This window comes from Saccharopolyspora flava (assembly GCF_900116135.1).
In the GTDB taxonomy this organism is placed as follows: Bacteria; Actinomycetota; Actinomycetes; order Mycobacteriales; family Pseudonocardiaceae; genus Saccharopolyspora; species Saccharopolyspora flava.
In genome coordinates, this window is sequence record NZ_FOZX01000005.1 from 50,655 (window position 1) to 72,664 (window position 22,010).

Annotated in this window: 18 protein-coding genes and 1 pseudogene; 8 read left to right on the forward strand and 11 right to left on the reverse strand. The window is 72.0% G+C overall.

Translation table 11 applies throughout. The features are described 5' to 3' along the window. The first annotated feature begins 111 nt into the window (after positions 1-111). Together BM424_RS15980 and BM424_RS15985 are read left to right on the forward strand one after the other, a co-directional pair. A complete protein-coding gene (locus BM424_RS15980) occupies positions 112-1,314 on the forward strand; it encodes an MFS transporter (RefSeq protein ID WP_093418437.1) in 1,203 nt (400 codons plus the stop codon). Positions 1,315-1,445: 131 nt separating this feature from the next. Beyond that, positions 1,446-2,084 (forward strand): HNH endonuclease family protein, encoded by a 639-nt coding sequence (locus tag BM424_RS15985; protein ID WP_093419240.1) that lies wholly within the window; start codon positions 1,446-1,448, stop codon positions 2,082-2,084. Between the two features lie 186 nt (positions 2,085-2,270). Here the strand turns inward: BM424_RS15985 and BM424_RS15990 are convergent, their stop codons facing one another. Beyond that, positions 2,271-3,251 carry a TAXI family TRAP transporter solute-binding subunit gene (locus BM424_RS15990; protein ID WP_093418439.1) on the reverse strand — a complete coding sequence of 327 codons (981 nt, stop codon included), beginning with the start codon at positions 3,249-3,251 and terminating at the stop codon, positions 2,271-2,273. Continuing rightward, positions 3,241-5,316, reverse strand: a pseudogene (locus BM424_RS15995) (TRAP transporter permease). The gene BM424_RS15990 and the pseudogene BM424_RS15995 overlap by 11 nt, the downstream one beginning before the upstream one ends. Before the next feature lie 156 nt (positions 5,317-5,472). Between BM424_RS15995 and BM424_RS16000 the strand changes: the two are divergent. Next, positions 5,473-6,093, forward strand: a complete 621-nt coding sequence (locus BM424_RS16000) for an L-threonylcarbamoyladenylate synthase (RefSeq protein ID WP_093419244.1) — start codon at positions 5,473-5,475, stop codon at positions 6,091-6,093. Here the strand turns inward: BM424_RS16000 and BM424_RS16005 are convergent, their stop codons facing one another. Beyond that, a complete protein-coding gene (locus BM424_RS16005; protein WP_093418442.1) occupies positions 6,094-7,212 on the reverse strand; it encodes an LLM class flavin-dependent oxidoreductase in 1,119 nt (372 codons plus the stop codon). It lies immediately after the preceding gene. Positions 7,213-7,562: 350 nt separating this feature from the next. Between BM424_RS16005 and BM424_RS16010 the strand changes: the two genes are divergently transcribed. Further along, on the forward strand, positions 7,563-7,766 hold the full coding sequence (locus BM424_RS16010) for a cold-shock protein (protein WP_093418446.1): 204 nt from the start codon (positions 7,563-7,565) through the stop codon (positions 7,764-7,766). Positions 7,767-7,895: 129 nt separating this feature from the next. Here the strand turns inward: BM424_RS16010 and BM424_RS16015 are convergent, their stop codons facing one another. From BM424_RS16015 to BM424_RS16025, 3 genes are read right to left on the reverse strand one after another with little or no spacing between them, the layout of a single operon-like run. After that, on the reverse strand, positions 7,896-9,320 hold the full coding sequence (locus tag BM424_RS16015; protein WP_093418449.1) for an MFS transporter: 1,425 nt from the start codon (positions 9,318-9,320) through the stop codon (positions 7,896-7,898). Positions 9,321-9,344: 24 nt separating this feature from the next. Continuing rightward, positions 9,345-9,788 carry a MarR family winged helix-turn-helix transcriptional regulator gene (locus BM424_RS16020; RefSeq protein ID WP_217649731.1) on the reverse strand — a complete coding sequence of 148 codons (444 nt, stop codon included), beginning with the start codon at positions 9,786-9,788 and terminating at the stop codon, positions 9,345-9,347. A 17-nt stretch (positions 9,789-9,805) separates the two neighbouring features. Then, positions 9,806-10,357, reverse strand: a complete 552-nt coding sequence (locus BM424_RS16025; protein ID WP_245775885.1) for a heme-binding beta-barrel domain-containing protein — start codon at positions 10,355-10,357, stop codon at positions 9,806-9,808. 128 nt (positions 10,358-10,485) lie between these two features. On the opposite strand from BM424_RS16025, the gene BM424_RS16030 reads away from it, so the two are divergent. From BM424_RS16030 to BM424_RS16040, 4 genes are all read left to right on the forward strand, one after another. Next, the gene (locus tag BM424_RS16030; RefSeq protein ID WP_093418452.1) at positions 10,486-11,004 is read left to right on the forward strand and encodes a hypothetical protein; all 519 of its coding nucleotides are present in this window, start codon (positions 10,486-10,488) and stop codon (positions 11,002-11,004) included. Positions 11,005-11,394: 390 nt separating this feature from the next. Continuing rightward, complete coding sequence (locus tag BM424_RS29735) at positions 11,395-11,520, forward strand: hypothetical protein (protein ID WP_281248777.1); 126 nt, start codon at positions 11,395-11,397, stop codon at positions 11,518-11,520. Between the two features lie 159 nt (positions 11,521-11,679). After that, positions 11,680-14,835, forward strand: a complete 3,156-nt coding sequence (locus BM424_RS16035) for an arabinosyltransferase domain-containing protein (protein WP_093418455.1) — start codon at positions 11,680-11,682, stop codon at positions 14,833-14,835. A gap of 185 nt (positions 14,836-15,020) precedes the next feature. Next, on the forward strand, positions 15,021-15,941 hold the full coding sequence (locus tag BM424_RS16040) for an AEC family transporter (protein ID WP_093418458.1): 921 nt from the start codon (positions 15,021-15,023) through the stop codon (positions 15,939-15,941). Between the two features lie 97 nt (positions 15,942-16,038). Here the strand turns inward: BM424_RS16040 and BM424_RS16045 are convergent, their stop codons facing one another. The 5 genes from BM424_RS16045 to BM424_RS16065 all read right to left on the reverse strand — a co-directional run bounded on the left by BM424_RS16045 (position 16,039) and on the right by BM424_RS16065 (position 21,842). Then, the gene (locus BM424_RS16045) at positions 16,039-16,971 is read right to left on the reverse strand and encodes an AraC family transcriptional regulator (RefSeq protein ID WP_093418461.1); all 933 of its coding nucleotides are present in this window, start codon (positions 16,969-16,971) and stop codon (positions 16,039-16,041) included. Between the two features lie 40 nt (positions 16,972-17,011). Further along, complete coding sequence (locus BM424_RS16050; RefSeq protein WP_139274082.1) at positions 17,012-18,883, reverse strand: hypothetical protein; 1,872 nt, start codon at positions 18,881-18,883, stop codon at positions 17,012-17,014. Continuing rightward, positions 18,880-19,428, reverse strand: a complete 549-nt coding sequence (locus BM424_RS16055; RefSeq protein ID WP_093418468.1) for a hypothetical protein — start codon at positions 19,426-19,428, stop codon at positions 18,880-18,882. Before BM424_RS16055 ends, BM424_RS16050 begins: the two co-directional genes overlap by 4 nt. 12 nt (positions 19,429-19,440) lie before the next feature. Beyond that, positions 19,441-20,088: a hypothetical protein gene (locus BM424_RS16060; protein WP_217649732.1), complete on the reverse strand. Its 648-nt coding sequence runs from the start codon at positions 20,086-20,088 to the stop codon at positions 19,441-19,443. Positions 20,089-20,396: 308 nt separating this feature from the next. Further along, positions 20,397-21,842, reverse strand: coding sequence for an LCP family protein (locus tag BM424_RS16065; RefSeq protein WP_245775886.1), 1,446 nt, complete (start codon positions 21,840-21,842; stop codon positions 20,397-20,399). Positions 21,843-22,010 lie beyond the last annotated feature (168 nt).

The window sequence follows — 22,010 nt, forward strand, 5'->3', positions numbered from 1 at the left end:
CGTGCGCAGGGGTTTCGCCGCTCCGGCCGGTTCCGGGCTCGATCACCGCCGTGCGAGGCTGAGCGGTGCACGTGGTCCGAACCGATGTCGCGCCGGGGGAGTCAGCGGACAGTGACCGTCACCGACAAGCCGTTCGAGCTGAGAACCGTTGCCCTGGCCGCCTTCGGGCCCACGCTGCTGTTCGCCACCGGCGAGGGCGCCATCCTGCCGATGATCCCGCTGATCGCCGCCGACCAGGGCGCCGGGCTCGGCGCGCTCGGGCTGATCGCCGCCATGATCATGGTCGGCGAGCTGGTGGGCGACCTGCCCAGCGGCGCGCTGGTGCAGCGGCTCGGCGAGCGCACCGCGATGATCGTCGCCTCGCTGGTGTCGATCGCCGGGCTGCTCGGCTGCTACTTCTCCACCAACCCCTGGGTGCTGGGCGCCTGCGTCTTCGTCGTCGGCCTGTCCACCGCCGTGTTCGCGCTGGCCCGGCACGCGTTCATCACCACCAGCGTGCCGCTGCGCTACCGCGCCCGGGCGCTGAGCGTGCTCGGCGGGCTGTTCCGGGCCGGCTACTTCATCGGCCCGTTCGTCAGCTCGGTCGTGCTGGTGCTCAGCCCCGAGAAGCGCTCGGTGTTCCTGGTGCACGTCGCCTTCGCCGCGGCCACCCTCGTGCTGCTGCTGTGCACCGGCGACCTCAGCGGCGCCGACGAGGCCGAGCGGCGGGAGAGCCGCGACGGACTGCTGCCCACCATGACCCGGCACCGCGGCGTCCTGCTGCGGATGGGTTCCTGCGCGGCGCTGCTCGGCGGCCTGCGCGCCTCGCGCAACGTCGTCCTCCCGCTGGTCGCGGTCGCCGCCGGGCTCCCGCCCTCGACCACCGCGCTGATCATCGGCATCGCCGGGGGCATCGACTTCGCGCTGTCCTACACCTCCGGGCAGATCATGGACCGGTGGGGACGGCTGTGGGCGGCGGTGCCCTCCATGACCGGGCTCGCGCTCGGCCACGCGCTGCTGTTCGTGGTCACCGACGTGCCCACCTTCGCCGCGGTGGCGATCCTGCTGGGGCTGGCCAACGGCACCAGCAGCGGCATCCTGATGACCCTCGGCGCCGACCTCGCCCCGCAGTCCGGGCCCGCGCCGTTCCTCGGCGCCTGGCGCTTCACCGGCGACTTCGGCCAGGCCGCCGGACCGCTGATCACCTCCGGGCTCACCGCCCTGGCCGGGGTCGGGCTCGCCGGCGCCGGGATGGGTGTGCTCGGGCTCCTCGGGGCCGGACTGCTGCTGCGCTACACGCCCCGCTACGTTCCGCGTCGGCCCGCAATGGGCTGAACGGGTGATCGTTAGCTTCGGCACATAGCCCGCGTGGTGGAGTGATCGCTGGGCACCCCGGATGATCGAATTGGTCGAACACCTTGCCGAGAAGGGGGAGTCGGGTGTCGGCTAAGAAGACGCCAGTGTGGATGACGATCGTCGCGGCGATCGCGCTGGGTGCGATGTGGCTGGTTTTCGAATCGGGGCTGCTCGATTCGAAGGTGAGCGCGTCGAATCCCAGCACGGCCTCCGGTCCGGCCGGTGACCAGCTCGCGGAGCTCACAGTCGCTCCGGAAGGTTCGATGACCGGGTACTCGCGGGAGAAGTTCAAGCACTGGATCGCGCAACCGGACGCCGGGAAGAACTGCAACACGCGCGAGGCCGTGCTGGCCCGCGACGGCCAGGGCGTCAAGTCCAACAACGCCTGCGAGGTCACCTCCGGCTCGTGGACCAGCCTCTACACCGGGGAGAAGGTCAGCGACGCCAAGGACGTCGACATCGACCACATGGTTCCGCTGGCCAACGCCTGGCGCAGCGGCGCGAACAAGTGGGACGACGCCAAGCGCCAGCAGTTCGCCAACGACATGAGCCTGCCGCAGCTGGTCGCCGTGGACTCCAGCTCCAACCGCAGCAAGGGCGACCAGGACCCGTCGACCTGGAAGCCCACCGCCCAGGGCCAGTGGTGCGTCTACGCCACCGACTGGATCGAGGTCAAGCGCAGCTACGAGCTCACCGTCACAGACGCCGAGAAGAAGGCCCTCACAGAAATGCTCACCACCTGCAAATAACCGGTGGCTCCGCGGAGTGGTCCCGGGGGAGGGGAAGTTTTCATGAAAACTTCCCTCCCCCGCACAACGGAAGGTTTTCATGAAAACTGCGATCTCCCCGCACTTGTCCGAGGTCAGAAGGTTCTCCTGACGTCGTCATCTCTGGTGGGGTGGGGAGGTTTTCATGAAAACTTCCCCACCCCATGATCAGCCGCCGAGGGCTTGTTGGGCGCCGGGGTGTAGGGGGACCGGGTTGGTTTTGGTGGCGTTGTCGCGGTTGATGAGCTTTGCTGAGGGGTGGACGGCCTCGAGCTCGGTCTTCTTGTCGAAGAGCAGCCGGGTGACCGCGCAGGCGTTGTTGGCCGGGAAGTCGTCGCGGACCACCAGCAGGTTCGGCACCTGCACCGTTGGGACGTCGCCCGGCAGGCCGTAGGTCGCGGCCGGGATCGTGCCCTGCTCGTAGACGTCGCTGATCTCGTTCAGCTTCGGCAGCTGCGGGGTGACGTCGATGAACTTCACCGCCCCGCCCAGCGTCGTGGTCAGATCGGTGATCTCCGGCGTCGGCAGCCCGCCCGACCAGAACAGCCCGTCCAGGGTGCCCGATTTCATCCCGTCCACCGACTTGCTCAGCGACAGCCGCTGCGCCTGCACGTCGGCGGATGGGTCCAGGCCCGCGGTCTCCAGCAGCCGGTTCGCGATGACCTCGGTGCCCGACTTCGGCGAACCCGTCGAGATCCGCTTGCCGCGCATGTCCGCCACGCTGTTGATCCCGGAATCGGCCTTGACCACCACGTGCGTCGAGTTCGGGTAGATCCGGCTCAGCGCCCGGATCGACTGCGGTTTCCCGTCGAAGGCGTCCTTTCCCGCGACCGCGTCGGCCGCGGTGTCGGCCAGGGTGAAGGCGATGTCGTAGTCACCGGCCACCAGCTGCTGGATGTTCTGCACCGACGCGCCCGTCTCGGCCGCCGTCGCCCGCAGCTCGCTGTTCTGGCTGATCACCTGCGCCAGACCACCGCCCAGCACGTAGTACACGCCGCCGGTGTTGCCGGTGGCGATCGTCAACCGCCCGTCACCGGCCTCGCACGAGTTCGCCTGGCCGGCGGCGGGTTCCTGCACCTGCTTGCCGCCGCAGCCGGTGAGCACCAGCGTCGCGGCGGCCGCGGCCGCCAGCAGTGTCCTAATCCGCATCGAGCTCCTCCTTGAACTGCGATTCCTCCAACGGGTTCCTGCGGCGGAACAGCAGCTGAGCCACCACGCCCAGCGCGCAGAAACCGAGACCCACCGCCACCACCGGGGGTTCGAGGTAGAGCAGGCACAGCGCACCCGGCGCGAACAGCAGCCGCACCGCGGCCGGCACCGGGCCGAACAGCCAGCCACCGGTGACCACGCTCAACGCGCCCACCGCCACCACCGACGCGGCCAGCACCCACAGCGCCGTCACCACGTCCGACTGCAGCAGCAGCGCCGCGCCGTTGTCGGTGAGCACGAACGCGATCGGCACCAGGAACGCGGGAAGCGTGTACTTCCAGGCCTGCATCATCGTCGGGATCACCCGGCCGCCGGTGATCGCCGCGGCGGCCACCGCCGCCAGCGCCGTCGGCGGCGTGACCTCGGACAGGACCGCGTAGTAGAAGATGAACATGGCCCGCTCGGCATCGGCCACGCCGAGCTCGCCCAGCGCCGGGCCGATCACCACCCACGCGATGATGAACGAGGCAGTCACCGGCACCGCCAGACCCAGCACGCCCACCGCCAGCGCCGAGAACACCACCGTGAGCACCAGGATCACCGTCGGGTCCTGCGAGACGGCGATGGCCGCCTGCACCAGCGCGTCGGCCAGCTCCTGACCCAGCCCGGTCTTGGTGATCGTCGAGGTGATGATGCCCGCCGCCGCGCACACCGCCACCACCGGCAGCGCCCCGCGCACCCCGATCGACAGCGCGTCGACGAGACCGCGCGCCCACTCCAGCACCGCCCGCCCGGGACCGCCGGTGCCGCGCACCAGGTTCGACACCAGCGCGAACAGCGCCGCCACCCCGGTGGCGTAGACGACGGCGGCGAACGGCGGGATGTTCATCGCCAGGAACACCACGATGATCGCCAGCGACAGGAAGTGATAACCCCCGCGCAGCAGCAGCTTCCACGCGCTGCCGCGCTCGACGTCGACGGCCCGGGCGCCGAAGCGCCGCGCGTCGGCCTCCACCGAGAACACGATGCCCAGGTAGTACAGCAGCGTCGGGACGCACGCCCAGATCAGCACCGTCAGGTACGAGGTCTGCAGGTACTCGGCGATGATGAACGCCGCCGCACCCAGCGTCGGCGGCGACAGGATCGCCCCGATGCCCGACGCCGCCAGCAGACCACCCGCGTTCTCCTGCGGATACCCCGCCCGGCGCAGGATCGGCCAGGTGATCGACCCCAGGCTCACCGCCGTCGCCGTCCCCGACCCGGACACCGTGCCCAGCAGGAAACCCGACAGCACCGCGGTGCGCCCGGGAGCGGTGCGGGACCGCTTGAACGCCGCGAAGGAGAAGTCCACGAAGAACTGCCCCGCACCCGAGGCCGACAGCACCGCACCGTAGAGCGTGAACAGCACGATGTAGCTCGCCGCGACGTCCAGGGGAGTGCCGTAGAAACCGCTGGCGTCGTTGTAGAGCGCGTTGATGATCTGCGCGAAGTCGACCCCGGCGTGGGCGATCCCCCAGTTCTGCGGCAGGAACCCGCCGTAGTAGGCGAAGGCCACGAACGCCGCGCAGATCACCGGCAGGATTTAGCCCGTCGTGCGCCGCGTCGCCTCCAGCACCAGCAGCAACAGCAGCGAGCCCGCCACCACGTCCACCGTGGACAGCCCGCCCTGCCGGTCCAGGAAGGCGTCGAAACCGCCCGAGGCGAACGGCAGCACCGGGTAGAAGGCCACCAGCAGCGCCACCGCCGACAGCACCCAGTCGTACCAGGCGGGATCGTCGCGCTCACCGGTCCCGCGCCTGGCGCCAGGCCTGTAGGACAGGAACACCAGCGGCAGCGTGCATCCCAGGAAGACGACCAGGTAGAACTGGTTGCCCTTGGTCAGCGGGAAGAACACCTGCCGCAGCACCAGCAGCGCCACCGCCAGGGCCACCAGGTACACCAGCAGCTCGGGACCCCGGGACAGCCTGCGCGCCGGTTTCTCCTCGTCGTGGGTCGCGGCGATCTCGTCCGCGCCGCCGGTCCCGTCGGGAGTTCGTTCGTGCTCAGACCGCGTCGCCCGGCTCATCCGTCGCCCTTTCGGCCCGTGGTTCCGAGATGGGGTTGTTGTCGGGATCACTCCCGGACGGCACAGGATGCTCGGGCGAACGCGGGAAGTCCAGAGCCCGACTCGCCCGGTTCGCGCACATCACGCAGACGTGACAGGACTTCTATGCTGGGCCGCATGGCGAAGTACTTCGACGTGCATCCGGACAACCCGCAGCCGCGCTCGATCGGGCAGGTGGTGGACATCCTCCGGGAGGACGGTCTGATCGCCTACCCCACCGACTCCTGCTTCGCGCTGGGCGCCCAGCTGGGCAACAAGGAGGGCATGGACCGGATCCGCTCGATCCGGCACCTCGACGACCGGCACCACTTCACGCTGGTGTGCCAGAACTTCGCGCAGCTCGGCCAGTTCGTCATCATCAACAACGCCGTGTTCCGCGCGATCAAGGCCTCCACGCCGGGCAGCTACACGTTCATCCTGCCCGCCACCAAGGAGGTTCCGCGCCGGCTGCTGCACCCCAAGAAGAAGACGGTCGGCGTCCGCATCCCCGACCACGTCGCCGCCCAGGCGCTGCTGGCCGAGCTGGGGGAGCCGATGCTGTCGAGCACGCTGCTGCTGCCCGGCGAGGAGGAGCCGATGACCCAGGGCTGGCAGATCAAGGACGAGCTGGACCACGTGCTCGACGCGGTCATCGACTCCGGCGACTGCGGCGTCGAACCGACCACGGTCATCGACTTCTCCACCGACGAACCGGAGGTCGTGCGCGTCGGTGCCGGCGACCCCTCGCGCTTCGAGTGATCACGAGCTGACGCGCTCGGCCGCCGGCGACCGGATCCCCTTGGCCTCCAGGCGCGGCAGCACCTCGGCCGCGAAGTCCTCCAGCTCGCCGAGGTAGTCCAGGAACGCCAGCGACATGCCCGCAAGGCCCGCGTTCGCGTAGCGCTCGATCTCGTCGGCGATCTCCTGCGGGGTGCCGATGAGCGGGCAGGTGCCGTGCCCGGCGGCGAAGCGGGTGCGCAGGGTGTCCATGATGTCGTTGGCGAAGGACTGGGCGTACATGCCCTGCAGCCGCATCAGCTCGTCGACGGCCTCCCAGTCGGCGTTCTCCTCGGCGTAGTGGTGCAGGAACTCCTCGGCCTCGGCGCGGGTCCGGCGGCACACCACGAACGCGGGCGCCATCACCCCGACGTCGCGGCCGTAGCGGCCGCGCGCGTCCGCCCGCAGCTCGGCGACGACCTGGGCGCCGTGGTCGAGGTCGCTCAGCGCGGTGAACACGAAGTCGGCGTTGCGCGCGGCGAACGCGCGGCCCTGCGGGCTCGAGCCGGCGTTGAGCAGCGGCAGCGTCCCGTTGACCGGCTTGGGGGAGGACTCGACGCCGTGCAGGTCGAAGAACCGGCCGGGCAGGTCGAACCGGCCCTCGCGGGTCCACAGCGCGTGCACGTGATCCCACCACTCCTGGGCCAGCGCGTAGCGGTCGTCGTGGGACTCGGGCAGCTCCAGGCCCATCGCCCGGTACTCGGGCTCGTTCCAGCCGGCCACCACGTTGAGCCCGGCCCGGCCCTGGCCGACGTGGTCCAGGGTGGCCAGCTGCTTGGCGCTGACGACCGGGTGGTTGAAGGCGGTGTGGACGGTGGCGAACACGGTAATCCGCCGGGTGGCGGCGAGCAGCCCGGCCGCCCAGGGGACCGGTTCCAGGACGCTCTCGTGGAACCCGGAGCTGCCGGGGTAGCCGATGAACCGGGCGATCGGCAGCAGGAAGTCGAGCCCGGCGTCGTCGGCGAGGCGCGCGAGCGCGAGGTTGTCGGCCCAGCTCGCTCCCCACCGGTCGGCGACGGTGGTGATCGCGAGCCCGCCGGAGCAGTTGGGCGAGAAGAGGCCGAGCTTGAAGTCCCGGCTGGTGAGCAAACTGCTGGACATCCGCGTCTCCTCATTCGGTTGTGAATCGATTTCACCTCGAAGCGGAGCGCGAGACAAGATCGAGTTCATCACGGAACGAGGCCGGAGCGGGCGACCGGGAAGCCGAGGAAAATGTGACCCCGGTCACCGCACGCACGGGTGATAGTGGCAGACGTGTCCACGAGGGACCGTGTAGTGTTCGTGGTGGTCGTATTTTTCTGGGGTCGTGTTCGCGCACACTCGCAGGATGGTGATGCGGGCGTGCTGCTTTCTGGTTGTAGCTGGACAAGTCGCCGTTCGATCCGCGGCCCAGGTCGTCACGCAGTGTGACGGTCTGATGTAGTACCGGCTCCCAGAAGGAGAGAGCAAGCATGGCACAGGGAACCGTGAAGTGGTTCAACTCGGAAAAGGGCTTCGGCTTCATCGCCCCTGACGACGGTGGCCCGGACGTGTTCGTCCACTACTCGGCCATCGACGCCCGCGGCTTCCGCAGCCTCGACGAGGACCAGAAGGTGACCTACGAGGTCAGCCAGGGCCCGAAGGGCCCGCAGGCTGCCGACGTCCGCGTCATCTGAGCACGGCGTCTCGCGTAATACCGGGACGAGCTTCCGCTTGAGGTAGGTCGTCCCACTTCACAGAGCCGGTCACACGGCCCGCAGACAAGAGGCCCCGCATCCGGGAACGGGTGCGGGGCCTCTTGCGCGTCACGCGGCCCGATGCCGCTCCACCGCGGTCCCGTACACGGCCGTGACCAGTAGGAACGCGGCGATCCCGGCGACCGCCAGGCCCATCCGGTGCAGGCCGGCGTCGGTCGGCCGCGCCCCGAAGGTCAGCACCAGCACCGCCGCGGCCAGGTTCGCGCCCACGTACTGCGAGGTCCGGTACAGCCCGGACGCCGCGCCCATCGCCCAGGCCGGCGCCACCGCGTACATCGCGCGCTGGTTGCCCATGTTGTTGAAGCCGTTGGGCAGCCCCAGCACCGCGGCGATGACCAGCAGCAGCGGGATCGGCGCCGACGCGCCGGGCACCAGCAGCAGTGCTCCGCCGGCGCACAGCGCGGCGCTGCCGATCGTCAGCGACAGCCAGTGAGAGCGGTTGCGCTGCAACCGGTTCGCCGTCAGCGTCGCGACCACCCCGACCGCCGAGATCGGCAGCACGACCAGGCCCGCGCCCACCGGACCGAGGCCGCGCGACTCCTCCAGCCACTGCGGGAACCCGTAGAACACGCAGTAGAACGCGGTGTAGGTGACCACCGTGCGCAGGTAGGTCAGCGACAGGGCGCTGCGCCCGAGCAGCCGCACGTCCAGGAACGGGTCCTCGCCGCGCAGGCTCCACCACGCCGTCGCCGCCGCGGCGGGCACCGCGATCGCCAGCCACCACCACTGCGGGTCCTCCGACAGCGACAGCAACCAGAACATCAGCGCCGTCAGCGACACCGTGAATAGCGCCATCCCGACCGGGTCGACGCTCAGCAGCGCCCGCGCCCGGGCGCCGCGCCCCACCGGCGACGGGGGATCGGCCGGGCCCCAGCGCAGCATCACGGCGGCGCCCAGGACCACCAGCGGCACGTTGATCCAGAACACCCCGGACCAGCCCAGCGCGCCCACCAGCAGTCCGCCCAACGACGGCCCCAGCGCGACGCTGACCTGCGAGCACACCGCCAGCGAGGCCAGCGCGTTGCCGGACCGGGCCCGCAGCCGATCGGCGGCGCGGCGCACCATCGCCACCCCGCACGGGTACTGCGCGGCGGTGCCGATGCCGATCAGGACGCGGCAGGCCACCAGCGCCGGGACCGTCGGCGCGAACGGCGCCGCCGCCGAGGCCAGCCCGACCAGGGCGAACCCGGCCAGGCTCGTGCGACGCGGCCCGAACACGTCGGCGAGACGGCCCATCGCGGGCGCGGCCACTGCCGTGGCCAGGTAGAGCGCGGAGACCAGCCAGGTCACCGAGGTGCCCGCGGCGAACTCGGTGCGGATGCCGACCAGGGCGACCGCGATCATCGAGGAGTTCAGCGGCTGCAGAACGGTGCCGAACGCGATCGACGTGACGAACCGGGACGGCAGCTCCGGTGCCGTGGCGTGCGGCACATCATCAGCATTGCTGTCGACTTCGTGGGCGGTGCGGGTCATGGTCTCGGGCTGCTTCGCGAGGGGTCAGGAGTGGGCGATCCGGTCGAGCACGCGCGCGGCCAGCACCACCAGGTCGCGTTCGACGTCGGTGAGCTCCGACATGGCCTGGGCGAGCCAGGCCTCGTTCTGGCTGCGGTCGGCCTGCACCCGCCGCCGACCGGCGTCGGTGATGCGCAGGTGCGCGGCGCGCTTGTCGTCCGGATCCGGAACGCGTTCCGCCAGGCCGCTGTCGAGGAGGTGCTGCGCGATGCGCGCCATCGACTGCGGGGTGACGCGCTCGGCGGAGGCCAGCGCGCTGGCGGTGGCCGGACCGTCGCGCTCCAGGCGGGCGAGCACCGCGAAGCGGCCCGGGGTGAGCTCACCGGGCTCGCGCTCGGCGCGCAGCCGCCGCGCCATCCGCATCACGCCCACCCGCACCTCGGCCGCGGCCTGGGCGAGGGCTTCGGAATCGGTGGATGCCGGAGTCACCTGTTCAGCATAGCTGACTATTCGGAGGTGGGGACGCGCCGCAGCCGCGCGGCCACGTGCGGGGTCATCGGCTCGCCGACCATCGCCCGGCTCTCGGCGACCTCCAGCACCTCGCCGTCGAGCGCGTAGCGCCGCTGCGCGGCCCGCACCTGCTTGGCCGTCGCCGTGCCCAGCACCGTCTCGGTCTCCAGCTCCCAGGTGCCTTCGCCTGCGGAGCCGTAGAAGACCTCCAGCAGCCCGGTGGCGTGGGTGAGCAGCAGCTCGATCCGCCCCTCGGCGCCGGGACGCCAGAAACCCGTCTCCCAGGCGGCCGGGCGCAGCACCCGGCCCTCGGCGTCGAGCAGCCACGCCCGCGCCTGGTGACGCAGGAACGGGCGGCCGTCGTGGGAGATCGTCACCTGCTGGCCGAAGCGGACCGGACCGTCGATGGTGGGGTAGTCCACCTCGCCCTCGCCGTGCCACACGCCGACCAACTCGCGCAGCGGCGCGCAGGACTGGTGCAGCGGCGGGACGTTGAGGTCGGTGGTGTCGGCCGGGATCGGCTGGCGGAACTCCTTGGGAACGTTCACCGGGCCGAGCCTAGGAGCCGGCCGGCGAAGCGGGCGAACCGGCACGCGGGTACCGGCATCTGGGAATCCACAGTGGACCACCGGATTCGTCCTTGTCGCGGGCCGCGCGGTTGTGCTTGTGTGCTGGGGTGTACCGGATCTACTGCTTCCAGAAGCTCGCCGTGACCGTCGAGGGCGTCGACTTCCTCGACCCCGCGCTGGCGGGGGAGCCGGAGGTGCGCGAACGCGGGGTGCGCCTGGAGCTGCGGGGACTGACCGAATCGGCCGAGGCCGGGTCGGTCTACGCCTCCCGGGCGGCCTGGCTCACCCGCGGCGTCTGCCGCTTCGACCTGCTGGAATCCCGCCCGAACGCGGCCGACCGGATGCACTGGCACCCGGAGATGTCCGACGGCGAGCCCGGCGACCGGGTCTTCGACCCCGACCTCGCGGCCGATCCGATCGGCTGGCTGACCCGCGTCCTCAACGACGTCGCGCCTCTGCTGCGCCGCGCCGGGCTGGACCCGGCCGAGCACGCGGCCGACATCGCGGCGATGGCCGACTGCTCCGGGGAGATCACCGAGGCCGCGAGCAGGCTGCTCGCCGAGGCGCGCAAGCCCTGGCCGGAGGTCGAGCGCGACCACCGCGGCCTCGCCGAGATCAACCTCTGAGAACGCTGCGGCACCGGGCGAATCGCGAACGCCTTTCGCGATGCTGGCCCGAGCGGGTGACTTCTCCGAAATGGCGAGTCGGCGTCCGCTTCGGTGAGCGGAACGTCGGGTGGGTGGCGGTCTGACCGCAACCCCGGCGCACCCGCGTGCGACCGGCTCACCGAAGCCCCGCTTTCGGTGTTCCCCGACGGGCTTCGACTACTCCGTTCGCGGGTCCGCGACATGACGCACCGTGATCGCGGGCGTGCGAGGGGTGGCGTGGTCGGCCGATTTACGCCCGGTTATCGTTTGTGCAACGGCGCTGCCACCCGGCGGGTTCACGATTTTCCCATCGACCAGTCATGAGCCGGGTCCTAGAGGATCTGCGTCGCCGAGAAGAGGAAACCTCCCATGGTGCGTGCTGTCGGAACGTTGGCCGTTGTCGGTGCCGGAGTCGTCGGTTTTTGGGTCGGGTATCTGTTCGACGCCCGTCGCAACCCGATGGCCGCGGACCTCGAACCCGCCCTCGCCGCCTGATCGTCCGCGCGAAACCCCTGCGCAGCCGAGCGAACAGCACCCCACCCGGGTACTCCGGCGGTGCCCGTTCGCGGCCTGAACCGCTGCCAGCCGTCGCCGATGTGTCGCCACCGTTTAAGCTCTGCGAGGAGCAGACCTGCGAGGTGAGGTGGCGAGCGCGTGAGTCAGCGTTCGGCGTGGTTCACGCGTCGTGACCCGGCGCGCGGACGTGCGCGCCTGGTGGCCGCGGTGCTCGGCCTGCTCTCGGCGGTGCTCGCGGTGCTGGTGCCGTTGCTGCCCGTCGACCACGAGGTCACCACCCTGAAGTGGCCCACGGCCGAAGGCACCCGCTCGGTGTCGGCGCCGCTGCTCAGCCACGAACCCCTCTGGCTCAACGCCACCGTTCCCTGCGCGTCGGCCCGCGGCCTCGACGACCGCGTCAACGGCGTCGCCACGCTGCTGGCCACCAACGCGCCCTCGGGCGACTACGGCGGTCTGACCGGGATGAACCTCCAGGTCGACAACGGCCAGGTCGCGCTGTACTCGCGCGGCCACCAGCTCGGTTCCGCGGCGCTGCCCGCCGGCGACTGCGCGATCACCATCACCTCCGACGCGGCCCAGACCCGCGCCGACGTCGCCGGGGTCCCGCTCGGATCGGTCGGCGGCGACCAGCGCCCGCAGCTCACCGGCATCTACTCGCAGCTCGACGGCCAGCGCGACGACGTGCGCGGACTCGCCTTCCAGGCCGGGGTCGACACCCGGTTCGACACCACCCCCACCCCGCTGAAGACCGCGGCGATGGTCCTGGCCGTGCTGAGCTTCCTCGGCGCCGTGCTCGCGCTGCGCAAGCTCGAACTGCGCCCGCCCGTGCGCAGGCTGCCGGTGGGCTGGTGGCGGCTGAGCATCCGCGACGTCCTGGTCTTCGGCGCGCTGGGCGTGTGGTGGCTGATCGGAGCCATGACCGCCGACGACGGCTACATCCTCACGATGCTGCGGGCCGCCCCCGACGCCGGCTACGTCACCAACTACTTCCGCTGGTTCGGCAACCCCGAGTCGCCCTTCGGCTGGTTCTACGAGATCTACGCGCTGTGGGTGCAGGTCTCGGCCGCCACCCCGTGGGTGCGGCTGCCCGCGCTGTTCCTCGGCGTGGTGAGCTGGTTGCTGCTGAGCAGGGGAGTGCTGCCGCGGCTCGGCCAGCAGGTCCGGCGCAGCGAGTCCGCGGGCTGGGCGGCGGCCGCGGTGTTCCTGGCGTTCTGGCTGCCCTACAACAACGGACTGCGGCCCGAACCGGTCGTCGTCGCGTTCTTCCTGCTGTCGGTGTGCGCCGTGGAGCGCGCGGTGGCCACCGAACGCCTGACCCCGGCGGCGCTCGGTCTGGTCGCGGCCGCGCTGGGCCTGGAAGCCAACCCGCACGGCATGGTCGCGGTGCTGCCGTTCCTGGTGGCCGCCAAGCCGCTGCTGCGGCTGCTGTGGCGGCGCGTGCGCGAGGTCGGCGTGCTGCCGGTGCTGGCGCCGATCGCGGCGGCCGGGCTGGTGATCCTGGTCCTGGTCTTCTTCGACCAGACGTTGCAGTCGGTGCTCGACTCCGTCGACCTCAAGACCGAGTTCGGCCCGAACGACGCCTGGTACGAGGAGCTCGGCCGCTACGAGAAGCTCTTCGACAAGTGGCCCGACGGATCGCTGACCAGGCGTTTCCCGGTGCTGTTGCTGGTGCTGTGCATCGCCGCGAGCGGGGTGGTGTTCCTGCGGCGCGGCAAGATCCGCGGCGCCGCGCTGGGCCCCAGCCGCCGGATGCTGGGCATCGCGGTGCTGTGCTTCGCCGTGCTGGCCGTGACCCCGACCAAGCACACGCACCACTTCGGCGTGTTCGCCGGGATCGGAGCGGTGCTGGCCGCGCTCACCGCGCTGGCCACCAGCGCCGCCGTGCTGCGCTCGCGCCGCAACCGCGCCGGGTTCGTCGCCGGGCTGATGGTGGTGTGCGCGCTGTCGGTAACCGGCACCAACTCCTGGTGGTACGTCTCCGGGTGGGGCGTGCCGTGGTTCGACAAGGCCCCGAGCCTCGACGGGCGCCACGCCAGCACCGCGTTCCTGGGACTGGGCTTCATCGCGCTGGTCGTGTCGTTCATCGCGCACGTGCGCCACCGCGAACCGCCGGTGGTCACCGCGTCCGCGCGCAAGCGCGTGCTGAGCCTGGGCGCGGCGCCGCTGACCATCACCTGCGCGCTGTGCCTGATCGTCGAGGTCGGGCTGTTCGCCGTGGGCATGGACAAGCAGCGGGACAGCTACAGCCTGGGCCTGGACAACGTCAAGCAGATCGCCGGGCACAGCTGCGGGCTCTCGGACTACATCAACGTCGAGGCCGACCCGCGCCGCGGTGTGCTCACGCCCTCGGCGGACCAGCCGCGCGTGCCGGGCGACGCCGCGCAGCCCGCGGACTACCTGCGCGCCGAGCAGCAGGGCTTCCACCGCTTCGGCTACCCGAGCAGCACCGACTACCTCCCGCCGTGGGGCTACGGCGGCGACGACGCCCCGATCTGGGGCACCTTCGACACCGACGCCACCGGCACCGGCGAGATCCGCACCGCCTGGTACGACGTGCCGCCGAAGGCCGCCGCGGGCACCTCGCCGGTGGTGCTGCAGTTCGCCGGTTCCTCGACCGGCACGAATGCGCTGCGCGTGGAGTGGGGCCACGAGGTCCCGGGCGGCTTCGCGATCACCGGGCAGCGCGATCTCGGCCTCGACCACGGGAGCTGGCAGGACGTCCGCCTCGACGTGCCCGGGGCGAGCAAGGTCCGGATCGTGGCCGCCGACCGCCGCGCCGATCCGGCCGGGTGGCTGGCCTTCAGCGCCCCGCGCGTGCCCGAGATGACGTCGATGACGAAGCTGATCGGCGACCAGCCGGCGTTCGTCGAGTGGCCCGCCGCGCTGGTGCACCCGTGCCTGCGACCGGCCAAGATCCACGACGGGGTGTTCGAGATGCCGCACTTCCGGGTCGCGGGCGGCGGCATCATGCGCGACATGGGCCAGAGCTGGTCGGCACCGGCGGGCGGGGGACCGTTCGGGTGGCTCAACGTCGGCGCCAGCGTCCGGCGACTGCCCGCCTACCTGCAGGGCGAGCCGAACCGGGACTGGGGCGCGATCTACGTGGTCGACCCCTACAACCCCGACACCGTCGGCGCGGAGGCGGCGCTGCAGGTGCGGCACGAGACGCACTGGGGCGACTGGAGCCCGGGCCCGCTGACCGAGGCGGTGACCCTGCCCGGCCGGGTGCCGACCTCCGACGGGCGCACCGACCTGCGGCCGGTGGAACCGGCCATCACCGGCGACGAGAGCTGAACCCGGCGTCGCGGTGTGAGAGTCGCCATTCGGACACCTCGGGTCCGGGTGTGATCGATTAGGGTGCCTAACGGGTGTGGCGCCCCGGCGATGCGGCCGCGATGTGCGCCGAAAACCGCGTTCGGAGAACCGCAACGGCTCGCGCGTGTTTCCACAGTGGACAGCGCGCCGGGGGTGGAGGCGTCGTGTCGGGTGTGCTCCAGGGCTTCGGCGTCATCGGCGCCATCGTTCTGGTCGGGTACGTGCTGGGGCGCAGCGAGGTCCTGGGCGACAGCGGGCGCGACGTCCTGGCGAAGATCTCCTTCTACGTCGGCACCCCCGCGCTGCTGCTGACCATGCTGGCCGACTCCGACGTCCGCGTGCTGTTCTCGTCCCCGCTGCTGGTGACCGCGCTGAGCACGTTCGCCGCGGCGGCGCTGTTCGTGCTGGTCGCGCTCTGGCGGCGGTGGAACATCCGGCGCACCACCATCGGCGCGCTGTGCTCCAGCTACGTCAACGCGGGCAACCTGGGAATCCCGGTCGCGGTCTACGTGCTCGGCGACGCGAGCCTGGTGGCGCCGGTGATGCTGTTCCAGCTGCTGGTGATGACCCCGATCGGGCTCACCGTGATCGACTTCGCGCAGTCCGGCGAGACGGCCTCGACGTGGACGCGGCTGCTCGCCCCGTTCAAGAACCCCATCGTGATCTGCTCGCTGCTCGGCGTGGCCCTGTCGCTGCTGGGCTGGCGCATCCCCGGCCCGGTGGCCGAACCGCTGACGCTGCTCGGGCATCTGTCGGTGCCCACGGTGCTGCTGGCCTTCGGCATCTCGCTGCGCGGCTCGCAGCTGCCCGCCGGGGGAGCGGAGCGGTGGCCGGTGCTGGTCTCGGTCGGGCTGAAGTCCTTCGCGCATCCGGTCATCGCGTGGGTGATCGGTGCCGGGCTGTTCGGCATGGAGGGCGCGGCGCTGTTCGCGGTGGTGGTGATCTCGGCGCTGCCCGCGGCGCAGAACCTGTTCGTCTACGCCTCGCGCTACAACGTCGGCGTCCGCCTCGCCCGCGAATCCATCCTGCTGTCGACGATCCTGTCGGTGCCCGTCCTGGTCACCGTGACCGCGTTGCTCGGCTGAGGACAGTTTTTCCTCGAATCACCCATGATCGATGTCCGAAATGTCGGGACAATTCGAGGAAAAACTGTCCCCTGGTGACGTCCGCACCCCACCGGAGCTACGACGTGGCGCGCAGGTGAGCCGGGGTGGTGTCGTAGCGCCGCTTGAAGGTGCGGGTGAAGTGGGAGGGCGAGACGAACCCGCAGTCCCGGGCGATCTCGGCGATCGAGCAGTGCGCGGTGCGCGACGACAGCAGCTGCTCGCGGGCGAGTTCCAAGCGCCGGTCGAGGATGTGGCGGGCGACGCTGAGACCCGCGCGGTTGAACACCCGGCACAGCTGCCGCTCGCTGATGCCGATGCGGTCGGCGACGCGGGCCGCCGAGAGGTTCGGGTCGCGCAGGTGGAGCTCGATGACCGCCTTGGCGATGTCGAGATGGGTGCCGGTACCGCCGGTGAGCAGCGCGGCGAGCAGGCCGAGGGCCTGCTGCTCGGCGCGGTGCCCGTCGGCCGGATCGTCGATGGCGGTGCGCATCAGCCGGGTCAGCGCCCCCAGGGCGTCGGCCGCGGCACCGTCGGTGAGGTCGAAGAACTCGGGCTGCGCCAGGGTGGAACCGGTGAGCTCCTCCAGGGCGCCGTGCGGGATCTTGAGCACGAACTCCTTCAGCCCGTGCGAGAAGCCGCGCGCGAACGGCCGGTCCGCGTCGCACAGCACCGCCTGACCCGGGCGCAGCACGCGGGTCCCGCCGGTGCTGTAGAAGAACGCCTCACCGGCCGTGGCGATGTAGAGCACCGCCGCACCGGTCGGCCGGTCGCTGATCTCGCGGGCACCGCGCTCGACCAGGTGCGGACTGCCGCTGACGTGCGCGAAGTGCAGCCGGGGCAGCGGCAGGTTCCGCTCGGTGGCCGCCAGCGGCGCGTCGTCGATGGTCTTGCACGACAACCCCACCAGCGCGCGGGCGTTGTGCTGCTCCCACAGGGCCACCCGCTCCTCCGCGGGCAGGCCGGCGGTGGAGAACACGCGCACCCCGTGCTCGGCGGTGACCTGAGCCATAATCCTGCCACCTTAGCAGGGGCGCGGGACCCGAAGTCGATCACAACCGGTGGGGCGCGGGCCGGTTGCCGGTGACCACGCCGACCACCACGCAGCGCCCGCCGTGCCGGGCCAGCCACACCCGCTCGTCGACCCGCGGCGTCCCGCGCGGGTGCGGCGTCAGGTCCAGCACCAGCAGCTGCCCGAACGCGGCGTTGGCCCCGGCGTACTCGGCGGCCTGCGCCAGGTGCGCGGCCTCGACGCGCTCCCGCGAGGCGTCGCGGAGTTCGCGCTTGACCTCGGTGACGTAGCGCAGCGCGCCGAACGAGGTCGTCACGTCCGCGCGGCCCCGCGCCACGTCACCGGACTCCACCGCCACCAGCCCGCCGAGCTGCCCGGTCGCCAGCCACTGGTGGTAGTCGCGCTGCAGCGCCGACTCGCGCGGTCGCGGCTCGCCGTCGCGCAACTCGCGCCGGTAGTCCTCGCCGAGGCCCCACGTGGCCGTGCCGAGATCGGCGCGGCTGAGCAGGAACCGCAGCGTCTGCTCCAGCAGCAGCCCGAACGTCGCCCGCACCCGCCCGGTGAACTCCGGTGCCGCGGCGAGCTGCCCGAGGAGCCGCTCCAGCAGCGGGTCGAGCACCGGGTGCGCGGTGCGGGACCGCGCGAGCTCGCCGCTGTGCACCACGCCCTCCAGCAGCCGCAGGTCGTCGTCGGTCAACGCCTCGGTGAGCCCGGCCGCGTCCCGCTCGCCGAGCACCCGCACCAGCGCGGGCGCCACCCGGTGCGCCCGCGACACCGCCGCGGTACCGGGCTCCCGCGTCGGCTCCGGCCCGTCGGTGCCCGCGGCCTCGACGCGTTCCAGCAGGAGTCGCGCGGCGGCCGGCGGCAGCGGCGGGTCCTCGGCCGCCGAGACCTCCGCGACCGCGCGCCGCAGCGCCGCCAACCGGGACCGGTCGCGCAGGACCGCGTTCTCGATCGCCGGCTCCACGACCACCGCCAGGCCCTCCGCCCGCGCACCGGGCAGCGGTTGCAGCGCCCGCACCTGCGCGTAGGCCTCCAGCACCGCGCCGAGCGCCTCCCAGACGTCCATGCAGACCGTCTCCGCCAGCCGATCCGCGGCGTTCCGCAGCAGCAGGACCAGCCGCCGCCACGCCCCGTCGGCCGCGTGCCGGGGGCGCAGCCACGGGGATCGGTGGGTGCCGCGCAACCAGGCCGCGCGCTGGTCCAGCGCGGCCGCGAGCTCCTCGGCCGCCTCCGCGAGCCGTGACCGGTCCCCGGCGGCGAAGGCCAGCACCGCGTCGCAGGCGGCGGCGTGAGCGCGCGCGTCGTGCCGCGCCTGCTCGGCGGCGTCGACGGTGGCGAACCGCGCCCGGGCCTCGGTCAACGCCGCCAGCACGTCGGGCACCTCCGAGGCCGCCAGCGCCGCGCGCAGCTGGTCGCAGGCCAGCTCGAACGCCGCGTCCACCGACGCCGCCTCGTCGTGGCGCAGCCGTTCGAGGGCGGCGCGCAGCGGTGCGGTGATCGCCGGTTCGCCCGCCCACCGGTCCATCGCCGCGCCGATCAGCCGGGGCAGCGCCTCGGTGAACTCCTCCGGCGCCTCGGCCGGGAAGCCGGTGAGCGCGCCCAGGACCGCGAACGGCGGGACGACGTCGGCGATCGCCAGCCGCACCGCGCCCGCCAACCGGGCCGCCGCGATCAGCGGAGACCGCAGGCGGACCGAGTCCAGATCGCGCAGCAGCACGTCGTGCAACCGCGTCCCGTGCTCCCGCACCACCTGCGGCGAGGCCAGCAGCGCGTCGACGGTCCCCGCCAGCGCCAGCAGGCTGCGCTGGTCCGCCACGCCCTCGATGAACTCCGCGATCTCCGCCCGATCGGCCAGCGCCGCGGCCACCTCGGGGGCCTGCGGCCCGGCCGCCTCCGCTCGCGCGCTCACGGCGGGCAGCCGGTCGGGTTGTCGCCGTCGCGCGGCCTCGGCGGCTCGGCGAGCTCGGCGACCAGCTCGGCCACCGCGACCTCGGCACCGCGCAGGTTCGCCAGCGCCGAGGCCTCCGCCGCCTCGCTGGCGGCCAGCCGCAGCCGCATCGAGATCTCCGGCTCGTCGCAGTCCCGCGCGCTCGCCGACAGGTCGCCGGTGCACACCGCGCACCGGAGCTGCTCGCGCTCCGCGCGCCGCCGCTGCTCGGAGATCGGCGCGTCGCAACGCGGGCAGGAATGCGGCTCCAGACCGTGGAACAGCACCCGCGCCAGCCCGTTCTCCCTGGTGTCGTTGAGGTTTCGCTCGTCGGCCTGGCGGCGCTGCCGGGCCGCGCGGTGGGCCTGCTCCAAGCGCTTCCAGTCGCGCTCGGCGTCGTCGATCCGCCGCCGCAGCGGCGCCGAGGGCGAGTTGCCGCCCGAGGCCAGCAGGTGGGCCACGGTCTCGGCGGCCATGCCGGTGATCGCCGAGATCCGCTCGTGCAGCAGCGATGTTCCCGCGCTCATCGTCGACACCCCTCACGCCGCGCGCAGATCCGCGCGCAGCCGGGCGAGCCGGTCGCGGACCCGCTCGGCGATCGTGCCGATCGGGCTGCCCCGTCGCGCGCCCGCGTACTCGGCCTGCAGGTACTGGCGGTCCCGCAGCTGGCGTCCGCCGCGCCCGTCGGCCAGGTCCAGCACCAGCCGGACCCGGTCGACGTAGTAGCGGAACGCCGGTGCCCGGGCGATGATCGTGCGCGCGACCCGCCTGCCCCGCTCCAGCAGGTAGTAGTCGTGCCGCCGGGTGTGGCCGACCCGGCCGCGGCGCCGCCGGACGATCAGCCCCGCGCTGCGCAGCACCGCGAGCGCGTCGTCGAGCGGTTCGTAGGCGCCGAAGTGGTGGCGCAGCATCGGGTAGCGGCGGACCTCGGGTTCCTCGGAGTCGAGGATGCGCCCCGCCAGTTCCAGCAGCGCCGCCTCCTCGGTCCGCTCGTACTCGGTGAGCAGTTCGTCGGCGAGGAAATCGGGGCTGCGGAGCCAGAAGTCGAGCTTCTGCAAGCGGGTCTGCCCGGTCACCACGCCGACCGCGTCGGCCAGCTCCGGGTCCGGGATCGGGTGGGGGAGCGGTTCGGCGGCGCCGTCGATGAGCAGCAGCAACCGCACCGCGTCCTGCTCGCGGCTCGTCACGGGCGAATCGGACCGTTCGTCTGACTGGACACCGATAACGTTGCGCACGTTCAACGAGCCTGCGGTCCGGCGGGGTGGTGCGGCTGTACTGCACACCACCGGGAGGTGTCATTTGCGGAACCAGTCGGTGCTGCGTGTCCTCGACGTGCGAGAACGCCACCTGTTCGGCGCAATCCCCAGCGGGCCGGACATCCGATCGGCGCAATGCCACGGGGTTTCGACCACGACCCGTGCGTGCACGTTATCGGCAGCCGACGACCGGCGCAAGCACGTCCGGCGAGCGGAATTCCGGCCGCTCGCCGGAGAACTCAGTTGACGCAGGGAATCCCGGCCGCGCTGATCGGCGCCTGCTCCGGCGAGTCCGAGGACTGCTGGCGGGCGCTGCCGTCGAGCGCCAGGGCGCCGCCGGGGGAGAAGCGCGGAGCGGCCGGGCCGTCGTAGTCCGAGCCGATGAGCACCTGCACGCGTCCCGACGACAGCGACGAGTCCGCCTCGGTCCGCATCCCGCCCAGCAGCGAGGCGACCTCCTGCGCGGCGGACTCGCCGCCGGAGCCGTAGCGCACCACCGAGGAGCTGCGCTTGCTCGTGTTGCCGATCGTGCCGACCTCGATGCCCTGACCGTCGAGCCGGTCCTGCACCTTCGAGGCCAGCCCGGAGGTGCGGGTGCCGTTGAGCACGTCGACCCGGGTCGAGACCGCCTGCTCCGACGGCGAGGCCGAGGTGGCGGGCGGCTGCGCGGTCGGCGAGCCGGGTGCGCCCGGGGGCATTGTCGCGGCGCGCACCGCGTCCTTGACCTCGCTCGGGTCGACCTTGAGCGCCGCGCCGTCCGGCGTGTCGTAGGCGGCGTCCTCGATCGGGATGGTGTCGAACTTGATCGCCCCGCCGGCCAGGCCGCGCAGCCGTTCGGCGAACGAGAACACGTCGGTGTCGTCGCCGAGGTCGAGCACCACCGAGTCCTGCACCGAGCTGATCAGCTCCCGCAGCTTGTTCGGGTTGGCCAGCACCCCGCCGGACAGCGCCGTGCTGGCCAGCCCGGCCAGGAAGGCCTGCTGGCGCACCACGCGGTCGAGGTCGCCGCGCGGCAGGCCGTGGCGCTGCCGCACGAACGCCAGCGCGTCGGGTCCCTTGATGGTCTGCTCGCCTGCCTGGAAGTCCGCGCCCGAGTAGCTGTCGCTGGTCGCGGAGTTCAGGCACACCGGCACGCCGCCGACGGCCTCGGTGATCTTGGCGAAGCCGAGCAGGTTGACCTCGGCGTAGTGGTCGATGGAGGAGCCGGTGAGGTTCTCCACGGTGCGCACCAGCAGCTTGCGCCCGGCTTCGTTGCCCGCGCGGTCCAGCGCCGCCTGGTCGGTGACGCCGTTCTTCTGCTCGGAGGCGATCTCGGCCTCCTTGCCGCGGCCGTACGCCGAGTTGATCTTGTGTTGGCCGTGGCCGGGGATCGACACGTAGGAGTCGCGCGGGAAGGAGAAGCCGACCGCGCTCGACCCGTCGTTGGGGATGTGCAGCATGATGATCGTGTCGGTCAGCGACGCGTCGTTGGACCCGGCGTGCAGCTCCTGCAGCACGTCCTCGGGAAGCGGGTTGCCGTGCGCGTCGGTGCGGCTGTCCATGCCGACCAGCAGGATGTCGACCGCGCCGTCCGCGCCGCCGCCGTCGGCGACGTCGCTGGTGGCCAGGCCGTTGAGCAGGTGCCGGTAGTTGCTCCAGCCGTAGCCGGTGACCAGCAGGATCACCAGCGACATGACGGTGGCCACGACCTTGGGCCCGACCGGCTTGTGCCGGCGACGCTGCGGAACCGGTCTGGCCGGCGGCCGCCCCCTGGGGCGCCGAGGCGGGACCGGGTTCCTGTCGCGTGGCGTTGGCAAGGTTCCTCCGTCGGGTGCGCCCCGTGATCGGCGCTCGGACGACGCTTCCAGGATTAC